This is a genomic window from Leisingera sp. ANG-DT, from assembly GCF_000813785.1.
Taxonomy (GTDB): domain Bacteria; phylum Pseudomonadota; class Alphaproteobacteria; order Rhodobacterales; family Rhodobacteraceae; genus Leisingera.
The window spans coordinates 155368-171242 of record NZ_JWLE01000001.1 but is presented as its reverse complement, the minus strand read 5'-3'; the positions used below and the strand labels follow the sequence as shown (position 1 = coordinate 171242).

The window sequence follows — 15875 nt, the reverse complement described above, 5'->3', positions numbered from 1 at the left end:
GTGAGCTTGCCTGCTGCGGTTTGGCCGATCTGGCACAAACGGGACATCCCGGTGCCGGTTTTGAACGAATCCGCACGGAAAACCGCACCCGTTTTCGCGGAAATTTCGCCGCACCCCCGCCTGCAAGCAAGAAAATGTCCCTGAACCGGTGTTTTTTGACAGCTTTCGCGGTTGACGCCCCTGTCCGGCAGACATAATGTCGCCCGCAACGCAAGAAGGAGCCTGTGGCAGTGACCACCCTAGTCGTAATCGTAGGAACCAAGCGCATGGGCCGGTAACGGTAGACCATAATCGAACCCATGCGCCTCCGACCTGAAATCGGGGGCTTTTTTTATGCGTAACGGACGATGCCGCCAATTGGAGCAAAAAGCAGATGACACGTGAAATGACCGGCGCAAAGATGGTTGTCCAAGCCCTGAAGGATCAGGGTGTGGACGTAGTCTTCGGATACCCAGGTGGCGCCGTGCTGCCGATCTATGACGAGATCTTTCTGCAGAATGACATTCGTCACGTGCTGGTCCGCCATGAGCAAGGCGCGGTCCACGCCGCCGAAGGCTATGCCCGCTCCACCGGCAAGCCCGGCGTTGTGCTGGTGACGTCCGGTCCCGGTGCCACCAATGCGGTCACAGGTCTCACCGACGCTCTCCTGGACTCGATCCCGATCGTGGTTCTGACAGGCCAGGTCCCGACCTTCATGATCGGCTCCGACGCCTTTCAGGAGGCGGATACCGTCGGCATCACCCGCCCCTGCACCAAGCACAACTGGCTGGTCAAGGACACCGATGCGCTGGCCGGCACCCTGCACGAGGCATTCCACGTCGCCAAATCCGGCCGCCCCGGCCCGGTTCTGGTCGACATCCCCAAGGACGTGCAGTTCGCCAATGGCAAGTATCAGGGCCCGAAGCCGTCGGCCTCGCATTACCAGCCCCAGGTCAAAGGTGATATGGAAGAGATCACCGAGCTGGTCGAGGCCATCGAAAAGGCCAAGCGCCCGGTGTTCTATACCGGCGGCGGCGTCATCAACTCCGGCTCTGCAGCGAGCCAGTTGCTGCGTGAGCTGGTCGATGCCACCGGCATTCCAATCACCTCCACCCTGATGGGGCTGGGCGCTTATCCGGCCTCCGGCAAGAACTGGCTGGGGATGCTGGGCATGCACGGCCTTTACGAGGCCAACATGGCGATGCACGGCTGCGACCTGATGATCAACATCGGCGCCCGCTTCGACGACCGGATCACCGGCCGCATCGACGCCTTCAGCCCGAAGTCGAAGAAAGCCCATATCGACATCGACCCCTCCTCGATCAACAAGGTGATCCGGGTCGATATCCCGATTGTCGGCGATGTGGCCCATGTGCTGGAGGACCTGCTGAAGGTCTGGAAGTCGCGCGGCCGCAAGGTGAACCGCGAGGCGCTGGACAAGTGGCACAAGCAGATCAACGAATGGCGCGCGGTGAACTGCCTGTCCTTCAAGAACTCGGAAAAGACCATCAAGCCGCAGTACGCGCTGCAGCGCCTGGAGGAGCTGACCAAAGGCCGTGACCGTTACGTCACCACCGAGGTCGGGCAGCACCAGATGTGGGCCGCGCAATACCTGGGCTTTGAGGATCCGAACCGCTGGATGACCTCCGGCGGGCTTGGCACCATGGGTTATGGCTTCCCGGCCTCGATCGGCGCCCAGATGGCGCATCCGGACGCGCTGGTGATCAACGTCGCGGGCGAGGCATCGTGGCTGATGAACATGCAGGAAATGGGCACCGCTGTGCAGTACCGCCTGCCGGTGAAGCAGTTCATCCTCAATAACGAGCGCCTGGGCATGGTGCGCCAGTGGCAGGAGCTGCTGCACGGCGAACGCTACAGCCACTCCTGGTCCGAGGCACTGCCTGATTTCGTGAAGCTCGCAGAGGCCTTCGGCGCCAAGGGCATCTGCGTCAGCGATCCCAAAGACCTGGATGATGCGATCATGGAAATGATAGATTATGACGGGCCGGTGATCTTCGACTGCCTGGTCGAGAAGCACGAGAACTGCTTCCCGATGATCCCGTCGGGCAAGGCGCATAACGAGATGCTGCTGGGCGAGGCTGAGACGCAGGGCGTCATCCAGGCCGGCGGCGCAGTGCTGGTGTAACCGCGGCGGCGCCGCAAATTTCTTCGAAGAAATTTGCCAGGAAATTCGAATTTCCTGGCACCGACATACGAGAGGAAGACCACGAATGTCTGCCCTGCATATCAAAAAAGGCTCCAACCGCCACTCCGCCTACAACCTGCGCCCGACGTTTTCGGACGTGCAGGAGCGCCACACCATTGCGGTGCTGGTGGAAAACGAACCCGGAGTTCTGGCCCGGGTGATCGGCCTGTTTTCGGGCCGCGGCTACAACATTGAAAGCCTCACCGTGGCCGAGGTGGACCATACCGGCCACCTATCGCGCATCACCATTGTCACCACCGGCACCCCGCAGGTGATCGAGCAGATCAAGGCACAGCTAGGCCGGATCGTGTCGGTCCGCGACGTGCATGACCTGACGGTCGAAGGCGCCGCAGTGGAGCGCGAACTGGCAATCCTGAAAGTGGCAGGCGAAGGCGACAAACGCGTCGAGGCGCTGCGGCTGGCGGATATCTTCCGCGCCAACGTGGTCGACAGTACCCTGAACAGCTTTGTCTTTGAAATCACCGGTGCGCCGGAAAAGATCGATGCCTTTGCCGATCTGATGCGCCCTCTGGGTCTGGCCGAGATTGCCCGCACCGGCGTTGCCGCCCTTCTGCGCGGCAACTGACCCTGTCCCCGGCCCGTTAAGGGCCGGCGTTATCCTTGAACGTTGCGAAGCGGTGCGGAAACGCGCCGCTTTTCTGCTGCCTGCAGCGGGAAGGGAACAACCTTCTGCTCCTGGCAATCGGGCTCCGCCTTCTCACCGCATTCCGCTGTTGCGCTCAGCCGGTCGGCCAAATCAGGGCTGCCCTGCTCCACGACAACAGACAGATTTTCTGCAATTCGAATATTACCACTCAGGATTATGTCAAACTCAACCCAATCACCCGGGTTCAGCTCTGGAAAGCCTGCGTCAGCCTTGTTTGTGAAAAAAGCAAGGTCCCCTTGATCGTCGCACCATATAACGGCTTTGGTCAGGGGGGCGTCACTCCATAAAATGACTCCAATCATACCAGTCCTCGTATTGCCGCCCCCCAATTCTGAACCAATTAAGCTGACGCCAACATGACAAAAATCGGGTTGGGCTATTGCATTTTGTGTCAGTTCAATTAGCCTTCTGACGTGAATTAGCGACACCCCTGACGCAGGTAGGCGGCACAGACCGGTCCGGTGATGCCGAAAACTGGCATAAGCCTTCGGTAAAAGGGGAAAATTCTACGTAAAAGCCGGACAGTCAGGACCCCGAATGAACAGCCAGAACCGCTCTCCAGCTGACTTAAGGAACATGTTTGGCGCCAACTTGCGTCAACTGGCGCGGCAATACCGGTCGATTTCTGAATTGTCGCGGCAGCTGGGGATCAACCGCACCCAATTCAACCGGTACCTGTCCGGTGAAAGTTTCCCGCGCCCTGATGTTCTGGACCGTATCTGCCGTTTCTTTGACGTTGACGCCCGCATTCTGCTGGATCCGGTGGAGACGCTTTCAAAGGCAGGCCAGGTTGTAAATGGCGCCTTTCTGGCTGACTTTCTGGGCCACGGCGTACAGCAGCTGACTGAAGAGTTTTTCCCTTCCGGATTTTATCGCTTCACCCGCCGCAGCTTCATCAATGAAGAGAAGTTCGTGATCGGCTTGGTCTATGTGTTCCGCGAGGCCGGTGTCACCTATATCAAGGGGTTCGAGGCCAAGGAAGCAATGCTCAGCCAGGGTCTGCCGGCCAGCCCCGGCGTGCGCGAGTTTCGCGGCTACATCAGCGGCCACGAGGACGGCGTTGCCTTTGTCATCGCGCGGCGCAAGGCGATGACCTATTCCTTCAACTACCTGGCGCGGGTTGCCTCGCTGCAGAACAACTTCTGGTCAGGCTACGTCGCCCGCACCGTCCGCGAAAGCGGCACCGGCGAGCGGGTGACGCGGATGGTCTATGAGCATCTGGGCCGCGACACGGCCCAGGTTCTGGCCGCCGCCCGCAGCGCCGGGTTTGCCGATGAAGACTCCCTGCTGCCCTTCCATCGGCGCCTTCTCAACACCACTCAACCTTTCCACTGACGCTAACTGGCGTCTGTCAGCCTGTAGATGTGCCAGGTGGCGTGGCCCAGCAGCGGCAACACCAGAAACAGACCCAGGAACCACGGCAGCAACGCCGCAAAGGTCAGAACCGCGATCATTCCGGCCCAGATCATCATCACCACAAAATTCTGCTGCACATACTGAAAGCTGGTAATCATCGCGGTGACGAAATCCACCTCGCGGTCCAGCAGCAGCGGCAGTGCAATCACCGTGATCATGTAAAGCAGCAATGCAAACAGCGCCCCGACTACAGTGCCGACGGCCAGCATGATCAGCCCGTTGGCAGTCAGGAACACTTCCGCTGAGGTGGAAATATTGGTCATGGTGGCAGTCCCCAGGAACAGGGCAAAGATCATATGGCCGAGAAAGAACCAGAACAGGAAAACCACCACGATGATGGCGCAGATCGACGGCAGCTGGCGGCGGCTTTGCTGCACCACGACACCCAAAATCCGGCCAACTGCGATTCCCCTGCCCTGTTCCAGCCGGTTCGACACCTCATAAAGGCCAACCGCGGCAAAGGGGCCGATCAGCGGGAACCCGATGGCTGCCAGCACCAGCCAGTATGTGGTGCCGGTACGCACGGTGATCCAGGCCATCAGCCAGCCAGCCAGCACATAGACCGAAGCAAAGAACAGCCCGTAAAGCGGCTTCCTTCGGAAATCTGCCCAGCCCCGGCGCAGCGCCTCAAACAGCATTTGCGTCGTGACCCGCTGCAGCGGCGGCACACCAAAGGGTTTTTCGGGTGTCATCGCGGTACTCCTCCCCTCCGGCAGGCCCTGTTTTCTGTCCGGTCGCGGATGGCCTGCATCCTTTTCAAAAGCGGCATCAAAAATGCTTCATTTGAGCCTAGCCGCGAAATCCGCAGAATAAAATGCCTTACAGATGCATGATTTAGCGGCACCTGCCCGAAGCAGAAACTGCACAAAGAAAAAGGGCAGCCCATGCAGGCTGCCCCTTGAAAACTGTCAGATGCCCCGGCCGGACATCGCCGGGATCAGTCCTCAGCCTGCGCGTCCGCGCGGCTTTTACCGGCGACATTCAACGCCAGGGTGGCAGCCATGAAACCGTCCAGATCGCCGTCGAGCACCCCCTTGGTGTCAGAGGTCTCATGCTGGGTGCGCAGATCCTTTACCATCTGGTAGGGCTGCAGCACGTAAGACCGGATCTGGTTGCCCCAGCCGGCATCGCCCTTGGCCTCATGCGCCTCGTTAATGGCAGCGTTACGGCGGTCCAGCTCCTGCTGGTAGAGGCGCGATTTCAGCGCCTTCATTGCAATATCGCGGTTCTGGTGCTGCGATTTCTCAGACGAGGTCACCACGATGCCGGTCGGGATGTGGGTGATCCGCACCGCCGAGTCGGTGGTGTTGACGTGCTGGCCGCCGGCACCGGAGGAGCGGTAGGTGTCAACGCGGATATCAGAAGGGTTCACCTCGATCTCGATATTGTCGTCCACCACCGGGTAGACCCAGACGGAGCTGAACGATGTGTGCCGCTTGGCCGCCGAGTCATAGGGCGAAATCCGCACCAGCCGGTGCACGCCGCTTTCGGATTTCAGCCAGCCATAGGCGTTGTGGCCGGAAATCTTGTAGGCGGCGGATTTGATGCCCGCCTCGTCACCTGCGCTTTCGGACTGAAGCTCGACCTTGTAGCCCTTCTTCTCGGCCCAGCGCACATACATCCGCGCCAGCATCGAGGCCCAGTCGCAGCTCTCGGTGCCGCCGGCGCCTGCGTTGATCTCCAGGAAGGTGTCATTGGCATCCGCCTCACCGTCCAGCAGCGCTTCCAGCTCTTTCTCCGCCGCTTTCTCCTTAAGCGCAACCAGCGCCGCCTCGGCATCCTTGATCACCTCGGCATCGTCTTCCATCTCGCCCAGTTCGATCAGCTCGATGTTGTCCGACAGATCCTGCTTGATGCCCTTGTAGGTATCAATGGAATCCACCAGCGCCTGGCGCTCGCGCATCAGTTTCTGGGCGGCTTCGGGATCATCCCACAGGTTCGGGTCTTCAACCCGCGCGTTGAACTCCTCCAGCCGGTATTCGGCGGTTTCCCAGTTCAACCGCTGGGCAAGCAGCTCCAGCGATTTCTCGATGTCTGCGACGATGTTCTGGGTTTCCGCGCGCATGGGAGGTCCTTGCAATCTGAGATCAGGCCTGCGTGATAAACCACCCTTGCGCTGCGGGCAAGCGGCCAGGACGTTCCGGCACGTACCGGCAGCTTCAGACAATACATATAAAATGCAGCACGTTTTCCACCCTGAAGAATACGCGGAATTAACGCGGCCCGCTTGACGCTGGGGTTTGCAATGCGCGGCCGTCCGGCCCGCCATGGATTTGGGGAATTGGGACCATGCCCAGCGGATATCTTGTCCAGCTTGGAGACGGATCGCTTGATCACGGCGATACGATCACATCCACCTATTCCTCCTTTACCACCGACCAGAACCTGGGCGCCGGCAACTGGGTCTGGAGCGGAACGCACGGCGGCACGACCTATACCAACGAACTGGAACCGGGCGTCTACTATCTGGCGACCAACGGCAACGTCTATTTCGTACCGAATTACGGTCCTGTCGACTCGGTCAGCTCTGCCAGCGCAGACAGTCCGCCTGCCTATTCAGACACCGATGGCGAGGTTGAGGGCACCAGTGGCGCCGACACCATCGACAGCAGCTATACCGACGCCGACGGCGACCAGATCGACAATGGCAACGGCGGGGGCGCTTCAGGCAATCAGGACACGGTCGAGGCCGGGGCGGGCGACGATACCGTGGATGCAGGCGCCGACAACGACATGGTGTTCGGCGGTGAAGGCGGCGACAGTCTGGCAGGCGGCAGCGGCGATGACACGATCTATGGCGACAGCAGCAGCGAAGCGGGCCTGACAGACTCCGACCAAAGCATCACCGACGCCAATGTCACCGACACCAGCAGCGGTTTCACCGTCACGGCTAAGACCGTTGCAGGCAACACCAGTGCTGCCAACATCGACTACTACGATGGCGGCTATGGCGTGGCCGGTGCGATTTCCGACTCTGACAGCGGGGTTGACGCCCAGATCGGATATGACAAAGCCTCAGGCGTGTCAGAGGAACTGATCGTCGACTTCGACCAGGATACCGACGATGTCAGCGTCACCTTTAAGCATCTTTATTCCCAGTCGAACGGCGAAGAGGGCCACTGGGCCATCTACAAGGACGGCGTTCTGGTCGCCCAAGGGGATTTCACTGAGGATGTTGCGGGCTCTGGCACCGGCACCATCGACATCAGTGGCTATGGCGACTTCGACCAGCTGGTGCTGTCCGCCAACCTGCAGACCGATGGCACCGACGGCTCCGACTACATGGTCACCGACATCACCTTTGCGGTGCCCCCGGAAGTGCCCGCGGACGGGGATGACAGCATCGACGGCGGCGACGGCGATGACGTGATTTATGGCCAGGGCGGCGATGACACGATATCCGGTGGTAGCGGTGCCGATACGCTGGACGGCGGCGCGGGCGACGACAGCATAATTGCTGGCGAAGGGGATTCTGCCAGCGGCGGCGCAGGTGACGACTATTTCACAATCGTGTCCGACGAAGCCTTCGTCACCGGCGACATCACCATAACTGGCGGCGATGACGGTGAAACCACTGGCGACACGCTGGACTTCAACGGCCAGCTGGACAAGGGCACGCTGGTCATTACTGATGACACCGGCGGCAGCAAGACCGGCAGCGCCACCTTGCTGGACGGCAGTACCGTCTACTTTTCCGGCATCGAAAACATCATCTGCTTTGCCGCAGGCACCCGCATTGCCACGTCTGGGGGCCTGCGCGCCATCGAAACCCTGCGTCCCGGCGATCTGGTGATGACCCGCGACAACGGCCTGCAGCCAGTGCGCTGGATCAGCCAGTCAACGGTGCCCGCGACTGGCAACCTGGCTCCGATCCGCATCAAGGCAGGCCAGTTCGGGGCAGAGCGCGACCTGCTGGTCTCACCGCAGCACCGGATGCTGTTCAGCGGTTCCCAGGCCAGCCTGCTGTTTGGTGAGAGCGAGGTGCTGGTCTCCGCCGTGCATATGCTCAATGACCGCTCCATCCGGCGGGAGCCAGGCGGCACCGTGACCTATGTGCATGTGCTGTTTGGCCAGCACGAGATCATCTATGCCGAGGGCGCCGCCTCCGAGAGCTTCCACCCGGGTATTCAGGCGGTCTCAGCGCTGGAAGAACCGGTGCGCGAGGAACTGTTCTGCATCATGCCCGACCTGCGCTGGCACAGCGGCGAAGGCGGGCGCACCGCCCGCCTCTGCGCCTCCCGCTGCGAGGCGGCATTGCTGCTGCCGCCCAGTCCGCTGGATCAGTAAAGCCCTCCGGAACTGACTGTGCCGAAGGTCGCTTTTGGTCCCAGCACCGCAGTGCCGCCGCTGGAGGTGGTGACCTGGCGGCCGGATTGCTGAACTTCCTCGATCAGCGGCAGGTTCGATCCCATCGCAAAGCCGCCGTCATAGGTCAGGCCGAAGATCGGCTCCGCCCCGTCGCGGAAATACTCCGCCACCACATAGGCACCAGAGGCGCCGTCAGGCAGCCGCGCGCCAGTGTAGCGGTCGATCTTGATGAAATGGCCGCCTTCCGGCACCTCGAACGGGCCGCCGCCGAATTTTTCGGTCGCCTTCTTCATGAACTGCTGGAACACCGGGCCGCACATGGTGCCGCCATAGGCGCCGCGTCCCATCGGGCGGGGCTGGTCAAAGCCCATGTAGCAGCCAGCCACGATGTTGGATGTGAAGCCGACAAACCAGACATCACGGGAATCGTTGGTGGTGCCGGTCTTGCCCGCGGTGGGCACCGGAAGGTTGATCACGCTCGATGCGGTGCCGCGGTCAACCACGCCCTTCATCATCGAGGTGAGCTGATAGGCGGTGATCGGGTCCATCACCTGTTCGCGGTCGGTGACAATGCGCGGCGCCTGACCGGGCGCCAGGGTCGGGTCCGAGCAATCCACGCAGTCGCGATCATCGTGGCGGTAGATGGTCTTGCCGAAACGGTCCTGCACCCGGTCCACCAGCGTCGGCTGCACCCGCTCGCCGCCGTTGGCGAACATCGCATAGGCCGCCACCATCTTATAAAGCGTGGTTTCCTCCGCCCCGAGAGAGTTGGCCAGGAACGGCCCCATATTGTCATAGACGCCAAAGCGTTCTGCATAGCCCGCCACAACCGGCATCCCGACCTCCTGCGCCAGGCGGATGGTCATCAGGTTCCGGCTCATCTCGATGCCGGTGCGCAAGGGCGTCGGACCGTAGAACTTGTTGGTGGAGTTCTTCGGCCGCCACAGGCCCTGCGGCGTGTTGATCTCGATCGGGGCGTCGACGACGATGGTCGCCGGGCTGTAGCCGCTGTCCAGTGCCGCGGCATAGACAAACGGCTTGAAACTGGAACCCGGCTGGCGCATCGCCTGGGTGGCACGGTTGAACACCGAATGCTGGTAAGAGAAGCCGCCCTGCATCGCCAGAACCCGGCCGGAGTTCACGTCCATCGCAACAAAGCCGCCCTGGACCTCAGGCACCTGCCGCAGCGACCAGTGGCTGAAGGCATCGTCCTTCTTCTCGGCGCGGACCAGCACAACGTCGCCGCGGGTGAAGTTGTCAGCAAAGCTGCCTTTCATCCATTTGATGTCGGAGCGCGGGACAGAGCCTGTGCCTTCACTGTGTTCGACACCAACGGTCAGGGACTTGTCGCCGACCTCCAGCACCACTGCCGGATACCAGCGCCCGCCCAGCACAATATCGCGGGAGACATTGGCGTTTGCCAGCGCTGCACGCCAAGTGGGTTCGTCCTTCAGCTGCTCTTCTTCCAGCTTGACGCCGGTGCCGCGCCAGATGCCGCGGGAACGGTCGTATTTCTCCAGCCCGCCGCGCATCGCGAGCGCCGCCTCGGCCTGCATGTCATGGTCGATGGTCGCGCGCACGGTAAAGCCGCCGGTGAAAAACTCACCCTCGCCGAAGTCCTCTGTCAGCTGGCGGCGGATTTCATCGGTAAAGTAATCGCGCGGCGGCAGCGTGGTGCGGAAGCCCTCGAAATCGCCGTTCTGGACCGAGCGCAGCGGCTGCGCCACCTCCACGTCATAAACATCCTTGGAGATATAGCCGTTCTCGCGCATCTCCCGCAGCACATAGTTGCGCCGCGCCAGCAGGCGCTCCTTCTGGCGCACGGGGTGATAATCCGACGGCGCCTTGGGCATCGAGGCCAGCGTCGCCGCCTCATGCGGCTCCAGTTCACTCAGGGTCTTGTTGAAATAGGTCTGCGCCGCCGCGGTCACGCCATAGGAGTTCTGGCCGAGGAAAATCTCGTTCAGGTACAGCTCCAGAATGCGTTCCTTGTCGAGCGTTTCCTCCAGCCGGGTGGCGAGGATGATCTCCTTGATCTTGCGCTCGGCCCGGCGATCGCCGGACAACAGGAAGTTCTTCATCACCTGCTGGGTAATGGTGGAGGCACCGCGCACGTTCTGCCCGCGCGAGCGCACCGCCTCGATCGCCGCTGCGGCGATACCGCGGGCGTCATAACCGGAATGGCTGTAGAAGTTCTTGTCTTCCGCCGAGATAAAGGCCTGTTTCACCAGATCCGGGATCTCATGCGACGGGGTGAACAGGCGGCGTTCCTTGGCGAATTCGTCAATCAGGTGCCCCTCGCCCGAATAGATCCGGCTGATCGTCGGCGGCTGGTACTGGGCCAGCGATTCATGGCTCGGCAGGTCGCGCCCATAGATCCAGAACACCGCCCCAATGGTCAGCGCCACCATCGCCACGCCAAGGGTGATGGTGCTGAAGATGGAGCCGAAGAAAGAGAATATGAACCTGAGCACGGATGTTGGCCTTTCACGCGGGGTGCCGCCTATATAGGGACGGCAAGCGCCCTCGTCAAAACGGGAAACAGGGGATAGGCGCCGGGGAAGGTGGGAAAATCCTAGCAGATTTCACCGCACCCGGCCCCGATTTGCAGATGATCCGCTGATTCCGGCGCAAATATGCCTACTGCCGCACCAGCGCCCGGCGGGCATCATCTTCGATGCGCCAGGCAATCAGCCCGTTCAGAATGCCGCGGGCGGCCTTGGCGCGCCACTCTGCGTTTACCAGATTCTTGATATCGCGCTTGCTGGACAGAAACCCAAGTTCCACCAGCACGGACGGGATATCGGCGGATTTCAGCACCGAAAACCCGGCAGAGCGCAACGGCCGGTTGTTGATCGGCCGCCCCTGCGCCCGAAGCCCGTCGATCAGCGCCGCCGCCAGCGCGTCACTGCGCGGCTGGGTTTCCTGACGGGCCAGGTCCAGCATCACAGCCGTCACGCCGTCGTCAGCCTGTCTCAGGTCGGTGCCAGAGAGCAGGTCACCGCGCAGATGCCGCTCCGCCAGTTTGGCTGAAGCCGCGTCCGAGGCCTCTTTGGACAGGGTATAAACGGTCGAGCCGTGGGCGCGGCCCTCGGAAATCGTATCCGCATGCAGCGAAATGAACACGTCCGCGCCCGCCTGATGCGCCATTGCGATGCGGCGCTCCAACGAGACAAAATAATCGTCATCGCGGGTCAACAACACGGTGAACTGGCCGGACCGCACCAGCGCCTCGCCCAGCTCCCGGGCAAATTGCAGCATCAGGTGCTTTTCTACGACAACCTCTGTCTCAGCACCTGGATCAATACCGCCGTGGCCCGGATCCAGCATCACCAGCAACGGCGCGTTCTCATCCCGCGCCGCCTTCGCCTCCATGGGTTCCGGTGCGGGCAGGTCCCAGCGCGGGTCCTGCGGTGCCCCGGCGCTGGCGGCAAACTCCTCCGCTGTGACCTGTTCCAGCGCAACTGTCAGTGTTGCGGCCGCTGTCACCTGATCAACCGACAAAGCGGCAGAGGCCACCCTCATCGGTCCCGCCAGTTGCAGCACCAGACGCGACCAGCCGGGAACATAAGTGCCGAATTGCGCCGCGGTGACCTGATCCCCCTGCAGCAGTTTCTCTGCCGTCAACCCGGTCCAGTCGACCTCTTGGAAATCCAGAACCAAACGCGGCGGTTCCGTCAGGGTGAAAAGCCGGTACGGCACCCCCTGGCTGAGACCCAGCGTGATCTCTGCCCCCGGCCCGGCATCGCGCACCTGGCTGGCCCCGGCATCAATGCGCGCCAGCCCGCTGAAGCCGCTGCCGCCTTGCGCCCAGGCGCCTGCTGCCAGTGCCCAGATCAACGCGGTGAGTGTGATCAGTCTGCCCATATCTGCCTCATGCCTGGCCCTCCGGCCTTTTGGCCGGCAGACTAGGCAATTTGCGCGTGATTGGAAATCCGCCTTCTGCGTCTATCCGCGGCTTAATCCCGCGACGCCATGAACAGCGCCAGCCTTGCCAGGCCTTCCTCGATATCCGCGGTGGAGCGCGCATAGGAGAACCGCAGCGTGGTGGCGCCGCGGACGGGATCGAAATCCAGCCCCGGCGTCACGGCAACGCCAGCACTATCAAGAATTTCCGCGGCAAAGCTGCGGCTGTCATCCGTCAGGTCGGACACATCGGCATAGACATAAAACGCCCCGTCCGGCGGTGCGATCTTGGTGAAACCGGCCTTCGGCAGCCCGTCCAGCATCAGCTGGCGGTTCTTGGCGTAGACAGCCAGGTTATCCCGCATCTCGTCTTCGCAATCGAGTGCGGCCAGCGCCGCCACCTGGCTGGCGTGCGGCGCGCAGATGAACATGTTCTGGGCGATCCGTTCGACCACGCGCACATGATCCTCCGGCACCACCATCCAGCCGACCCGCCAACCGGTCATCGAAAAGAACTTGGAGAAGGAATTGATGACATAACACTCGTCGGTCAGCTCCAGCGCCGTGACTGCCTTCGCCTCGTATTCCAGCCCGTGATAGATCTCGTCGGAGATAAAGCTGGCGCCTTCTTCCCTGGCCGCATCGATCAGCGCCCCCATCGCCGCACGGTCCAGCATGGTGCCGGTCGGATTGGCGGGCGAGGCAACCATCAGGCCGGACAGCTTTTGCCCCTTGAGGTCCGCCGCGACCGGCTGCAGCCGGTTTTCCGGTGCGGTCTGGATGTCCACCGGCACCAGCCCCAGCGCCTTCAGGATCTGCCTGTAGGAGGGATAGCCCGGCGCGCCGATGCCCACGCGGTCGCCGCTGTCGAACAAAGCGGTGAAGCTGAGCAGAAAAGCGCCGGAGGAACCCGGCGTCACGATCACCCGCTCTGGGTTCAGATCGACATTGTACCACTCCCCATAGAGCTGCGCGATCCGCTTGCGCAGGGCTGGCAGGCCCAGAGCAACCGTGTAGCCCAAGGCGTTGTTCTCCAACGCATTCCCCAGCGACTTCAGCGCCCCGGATGGCGCCCCGGTCGACGGCTGGCCCACCTCCATGTGGATGATGTGGCGGCCCGCCTCCTCAGCCTTGCGGGCAGCCTCCATCACATCCATCACAATGAAGGGATCGACCTCGGACCGGGTTGAGTTTCGCATGCTAATCTCCCAATGTGCGCGCATGAGTTTTGACCGTTTCTTCCGGCTGGCGTCAATCCCGGCTCTTCTGGTTTGCACGCTTGTCCAATTTGCAGCGGCGGCGCAGGCGGCGTCTATCTCGCTGCTGCGCGATCCGGATATCGAATACGGGCTGAACCGGCTGGCGGCCCCGGTTCTGCGCGCCGCGGGTTTGAACGCAAACCGGGTTCGCATCCTGCTGGTCAACGACTCGTCCTTCAACGCATTCGTCCTGGATTCTCGAACGATATTTGTGAATTACGGGCTGATCCTCAAGGTCACCTCACCGGAAATGCTGCAAGCCGTGCTAGCCCATGAGGCGGCCCATATCACCAACGGCCACCTGTCACGGCGAATGCAGAACTTGCGCTCTGCCAACAGTGCTGCCGGTCTTGGCCTGGCACTGGCCGCGCTGGCTGCGGCGGCAGGCGGCGGGGATGCGGCGGCGGGCATTGCCATCGGCACCCAAAGCTCGGCCTTCCGCAGCTTCCTGGCCCACACACGGGCAGAGGAAAGCAGCGCCGACCGTTCCGCCGCTGACTACCTGAACCGGGCAGGCATCAGCCCGCAGGGACTGGTCGATCTGCACCGCGCCTTTGCAGGCCAGGAAGTGCTGAGTGCAGGTACCCAGGATCCCTACACCCGCTCCCACCCCCTCAGCCGCGACCGTATGCGGGCCGCGCAGGCCTATCTGGCCGCCTATGGCGACAAGGGCCAGACCAGCCCGGACGCGCAATACTGGTTCGCCCGGGTCCGCGGCAAGCTGTCGGCCTTTACCCGCGCGCCGAAATGGACCCTGCGCCGAGTGCGCGAGGAGCAGTACAAGGACGTCCGCCTGATGCGCGAGGCCGCCGCCTATCACCGGCAGAGAAACCTGAAAAAGTCGCTGAAGGCGGTAAACGGCGCGCTGGCTGCACGGCCTTCCGATCCATTCTATTACGAACTCAAGGGCCAGATCCTGATCGAGAACCGCCAGTGGTCCGCGGCACTAGCCGCCTATGGCAAGGCCGTCAGCCTTGCCCCCAAGGACCCGCTGATCCTGACCGGCTACGGCCGCGCACAGCTGGCCGCGAGCCAGCCCAAAGCGGCACTGAAATCCATGGAACGCGCCCGCGCCATCGACTTCCGCAATACAGTGCTGCTGCGCGACATGTCGCTGGCCTATGCCAAGACCGGACAAAACGGCATGGCCGCCCTGGTCACTGCCGAACGCTATGCCTTGCAAGGGCGTCTGAATGACGCCGGCATTCACGCCAAACGGGCCACCGCCCTGCTGCCAGCCGGATCCCCCGCCGCCCGGCGGGCGCAGGATGTGCTGGTGGCCTATGAACAAGCTCAGAAGAGAAAGAGACGCAAATGACCCTTTTCACCCGCACCGCCACAGCCGCGGCTACTGCCCTGGCCCTCCTGGGCGCGCCGGCGCAGGCCTTTGACATCAGCTCAATGTCGGAGGCGGAACGCGAGGCCTTCGGCAAGGAAGTGCGCGAGTACATCCTGGCCAATCCAGAGCTGATCCTGGAGGCCGTCGACCTTCTGGAACAGCGCCAGCAGCAGGCCGAAGCCGCCCGCGATGACACGCTGGTTGCCGACAATCTGGCGGAGCTGCAAAACGACGGATATTCCTGGGTTGGCGGCAACCCTGACGGCGACATTACCCTGGTCGAATTCATGGACTACCGCTGCGGCTACTGCCGCAAGGCCGCACCGGAAGTGGCCAAGCTGCTGGAAAGCGATGGTAATATCCGCCTGGTGATCAAGGAACTGCCGATCCTGGGCGACGCTTCCGTTCTGTCCGCACGCTTTGCCGTCGCAACCAAACAGGTGGCAGGCGATGATGCCTACAAGGATGTGCATGACGCGCTGATCGAATTCGGAGGTGAGCCGAACGAGGTCGCCCTGCGCCGCCTGGCAGACGGCCTGTCGCTGGATGCTGAGGCAATTTTTGCCAAGATGGACAGCGAAGAGGTGACCGCAGAGCTGCGCCAGACCCGTGCGCTGGCACAGAAGATGGCAATCTCCGGCACCCCGACCTTTGTGCTGGGCACCGAGCTTCTGCGCGGCTACCTGCCCGCCGATCAGATGGAGCTGATGGTGGCGGAAATCCGCGAGCAGCAGAGCTGACAGGTTAAGTTGAACCGGCTGGTCCGGGGCTCTGCCCCGGACCCCGGAGTATTAT

Annotated in this window: 12 protein-coding genes; 6 read left to right on the top strand and 6 right to left on the bottom strand. The window is 62.1% G+C overall.

All coding sequences use genetic code 11. From position 1 onward, the window contains the following. Positions 1–373 precede the first annotated feature (373 nt). Positions 374–2125: an acetolactate synthase 3 large subunit gene (locus RA21_RS00830; protein WP_019296777.1), complete on the top strand. Its 1752-nt coding sequence runs from the start codon at positions 374–376 to the stop codon at positions 2123–2125. Positions 2126–2210: 85 nt separating this feature from the next. Further along, complete coding sequence (gene ilvN / locus RA21_RS00825) at positions 2211–2771, top strand: acetolactate synthase small subunit (RefSeq protein WP_019296778.1); 561 nt, start codon at positions 2211–2213, stop codon at positions 2769–2771. A gap of 29 nt (positions 2772–2800) precedes the next feature. Here ilvN and RA21_RS00820 read toward each other — a convergent pair whose 3' ends face one another. Further along, positions 2801–3154, bottom strand: coding sequence for a hypothetical protein (locus tag RA21_RS00820; RefSeq protein ID WP_039145540.1), 354 nt, complete (start codon positions 3152–3154; stop codon positions 2801–2803). Positions 3155–3389: 235 nt separating this feature from the next. On the opposite strand from RA21_RS00820, the gene RA21_RS00815 reads away from it, so the two are divergent. Further along, complete coding sequence (locus tag RA21_RS00815; RefSeq protein ID WP_241483456.1) at positions 3390–4187, top strand: helix-turn-helix domain-containing protein; 798 nt, start codon at positions 3390–3392, stop codon at positions 4185–4187. A gap of 2 nt (positions 4188–4189) precedes the next feature. Here the strand turns inward: RA21_RS00815 and RA21_RS00810 are convergent, their stop codons facing one another. Together RA21_RS00810 and prfB are read right to left on the bottom strand one after the other, a co-directional pair. Continuing rightward, a complete protein-coding gene (locus tag RA21_RS00810; RefSeq protein WP_039145537.1) occupies positions 4190–4960 on the bottom strand; it encodes a DUF2189 domain-containing protein in 771 nt (256 codons plus the stop codon). Positions 4961–5205: 245 nt separating this feature from the next. Continuing rightward, complete coding sequence (gene prfB / locus RA21_RS00805) at positions 5206–6333, bottom strand: peptide chain release factor 2 (RefSeq protein ID WP_039145535.1); 1128 nt, start codon at positions 6331–6333, stop codon at positions 5206–5208. A gap of 224 nt (positions 6334–6557) precedes the next feature. Between prfB and RA21_RS00800 the strand changes: the two genes are divergently transcribed. Further along, positions 6558–8555: a Hint domain-containing protein gene (locus RA21_RS00800; protein ID WP_039145533.1), complete on the top strand. Its 1998-nt coding sequence runs from the start codon at positions 6558–6560 to the stop codon at positions 8553–8555. On the opposite strand, the gene RA21_RS00795 is transcribed toward RA21_RS00800, so the two are convergent. The 3 genes from RA21_RS00795 to RA21_RS00785 all read right to left on the bottom strand — a co-directional run bounded on the left by RA21_RS00795 (position 8549) and on the right by RA21_RS00785 (position 13681). Further along, complete coding sequence (locus RA21_RS00795; protein ID WP_039145531.1) at positions 8549–11050, bottom strand: penicillin-binding protein 1A; 2502 nt, start codon at positions 11048–11050, stop codon at positions 8549–8551. The two genes, RA21_RS00800 and RA21_RS00795, sit on opposite strands and share 7 nt — an antisense overlap. A 166-nt stretch (positions 11051–11216) precedes the next feature. Next, positions 11217–12443 (bottom strand): N-acetylmuramoyl-L-alanine amidase, encoded by a 1227-nt coding sequence (locus tag RA21_RS00790; RefSeq protein WP_039145530.1) that lies wholly within the window; start codon positions 12441–12443, stop codon positions 11217–11219. A 92-nt stretch (positions 12444–12535) separates the two neighbouring features. Continuing rightward, complete coding sequence (locus tag RA21_RS00785) at positions 12536–13681, bottom strand: pyridoxal phosphate-dependent aminotransferase (protein ID WP_039145528.1); 1146 nt, start codon at positions 13679–13681, stop codon at positions 12536–12538. On the opposite strand from RA21_RS00785, the gene RA21_RS00780 reads away from it, so the two are divergent. Then, entirely contained in the window at positions 13680–15059 is a 1380-nt protein-coding gene (locus tag RA21_RS00780) for a M48 family metalloprotease (RefSeq protein ID WP_039145526.1), read from the top strand. The genes RA21_RS00785 and RA21_RS00780 overlap by 2 nt on opposite strands. Continuing rightward, on the top strand, positions 15056–15820 hold the full coding sequence (locus tag RA21_RS00775; protein WP_039145524.1) for a DsbA family protein: 765 nt from the start codon (positions 15056–15058) through the stop codon (positions 15818–15820). The genes RA21_RS00780 and RA21_RS00775 overlap by 4 nt, the downstream gene beginning before the upstream one ends. Positions 15821–15875 lie beyond the last annotated feature (55 nt).

Coding starts and splice junctions, on each gene's coding strand:
- RA21_RS00780 (WP_039145526.1), top strand. CDS start 13,680: ATGCTAATCTCCCAATGTGCGCGCATGAGTTTTGACCGTTTCTTCCGG.
- RA21_RS00785 (WP_039145528.1), bottom strand. CDS start 13,681: ATGCGAAACTCAACCCGGTCCGAGGTCGATCCCTTCATTGTGATGGAT.
- RA21_RS00800 (WP_039145533.1), top strand. CDS start 6,558: ATGCCCAGCGGATATCTTGTCCAGCTTGGAGACGGATCGCTTGATCAC.
- prfB (WP_039145535.1), bottom strand. CDS start 6,333: ATGCGCGCGGAAACCCAGAACATCGTCGCAGACATCGAGAAATCGCTG.
- RA21_RS00830 (WP_019296777.1), top strand. CDS start 374: ATGACACGTGAAATGACCGGCGCAAAGATGGTTGTCCAAGCCCTGAAG.
- RA21_RS00790 (WP_039145530.1), bottom strand. CDS start 12,443: ATGGGCAGACTGATCACACTCACCGCGTTGATCTGGGCACTGGCAGCA.
- RA21_RS00810 (WP_039145537.1), bottom strand. CDS start 4,960: ATGACACCCGAAAAACCCTTTGGTGTGCCGCCGCTGCAGCGGGTCACG.
- ilvN (WP_019296778.1), top strand. CDS start 2,211: ATGTCTGCCCTGCATATCAAAAAAGGCTCCAACCGCCACTCCGCCTAC.
- RA21_RS00820 (WP_039145540.1), bottom strand. CDS start 3,154: ATGATTGGAGTCATTTTATGGAGTGACGCCCCCCTGACCAAAGCCGTT.
- RA21_RS00815 (WP_241483456.1), top strand. CDS start 3,390: ATGAACAGCCAGAACCGCTCTCCAGCTGACTTAAGGAACATGTTTGGC.
- RA21_RS00775 (WP_039145524.1), top strand. CDS start 15,056: ATGACCCTTTTCACCCGCACCGCCACAGCCGCGGCTACTGCCCTGGCC.